The sequence below is a fragment of the Amycolatopsis speibonae genome, assembly GCF_042647925.1.
Taxonomy (GTDB): Bacteria; Actinomycetota; Actinomycetes; order Mycobacteriales; family Pseudonocardiaceae; genus Amycolatopsis; species Amycolatopsis speibonae.
This window is the reverse complement of the sequence record NZ_JBHRWK010000150.1, coordinates 17,310-18,587: the sequence shown is the minus strand read 5'-3', so window position 1 is coordinate 18,587 and position 1,278 is coordinate 17,310. Positions and strand designations below refer to the sequence as shown.

General features: G+C 63.8%; 1 protein-coding gene. It reads right to left on the bottom strand.

The window, feature by feature from the left end; genetic code table 11:
* Positions 1-1,080 (bottom strand): hypothetical protein (locus ACFOSH_RS42720; RefSeq protein ID WP_378247305.1); only part of this gene is annotated, 1,080 nt, incomplete at its 3' end.
* Positions 1,081-1,278: the final 198 nt, after the last annotated feature.

The window sequence follows — 1,278 nt, the reverse complement described above, 5'->3', positions numbered from 1 at the left end:
ATCCGCCGCCACATACGGCACACCACGCAAGACACCCCCCTCCCCCGGCCACAACACCTCATACACCCGCGCCTGCGAAAGATCACCAGCAGAGCCCGACCCCCGCCCACCACCGGACCCATACAACCGCTCCGAACCAACCGGCACCGGCACACCGGCCGCGGAATAACCCAACGCACCGTCCCCGACCCCGAAACCAGACCCCGGCACCCTCAACAGTTCATGTTCGACGCCAGAACGCCATCCCGCACCCCCCGGCATCTCCAACCCCGGCCGCAGCAACTGCGACCCCGAGGCTTCCGGGGCTTCCAGCCGCGGGCGTTCCCGCTGTGGCGTCGATGAAGCCGACCGCCGACGTTTCCCCTGTGACGTCGTTGAAGCACCGACACCACTTCCGCCAAATGGGTCAGGAAAAGCCGAGCCTGAAGGGGCGTTGTCGACAGGAAGTTCCTTAACGCTCTGGGGGAGGCCCCAGCTGCGTATAGTCATGTAGTGCACGATGCTTCCGGCGCGCTTCGCAAGGCTTTGCTCCGCCTCGAGCTTCGTCTCGACTTTTCCGATCTCTGAAAGCTTCCCCTCTAGAAGCTTCTCCTTCCAGTACTCCCGCATCCACACCTCGGTCCACCACTGCAACGGTTCCGAGTACCCCTGCTTAGTGCGCTCCAACGAGATGCTGACCGGTAAATCGTCCTTCTTCGCCTGCAGGAACGACAACAGCTCATCGTACTGCTTCCACTTCCCCTCACCAGGACGGAACGCCTTGACCCAATCCGGCACCAGCGAAGAATCCCGCTCCGAACGGGGCGCAAGAGGCGCGTTCCTCTGCATAAGCCCCGTTGCCCGCTTCGCAGTGATCTCTCCGCCGGAAAGAGCAGCTACCAAACGGCTGGACACTCGCACACCGGTCTCCGTCACAGCCGCGTTTTGCAAATCCCGTACCCAGTACTGCAAATCCGTCGACGTCGCCGGGCTCGAACGATTGTTCTTCTTCAGATACCCCGCTAGCGAGGCGTCTTGGCCAGGACCGACACCCCACTCCACATCCGCCGGAAGAGCGTCACTCGGTCCGGCACCGGTCACACCCTGACCTTCCGCCCCCGAACCGGAAGACACCGGATCAGTGTCACCGGGGGCGAGGTGCCGCGGTCGGTCAAGACCAAGGCCACCTTCGGGAGCGGGGACGGTATAGGGCCACCCTTCGATCCGGCCATCGGGATACCGCCGGTCCGGGACCCGCCGCACCCAGCCACCACCACCCGCAGCATCAAACAAAACCAC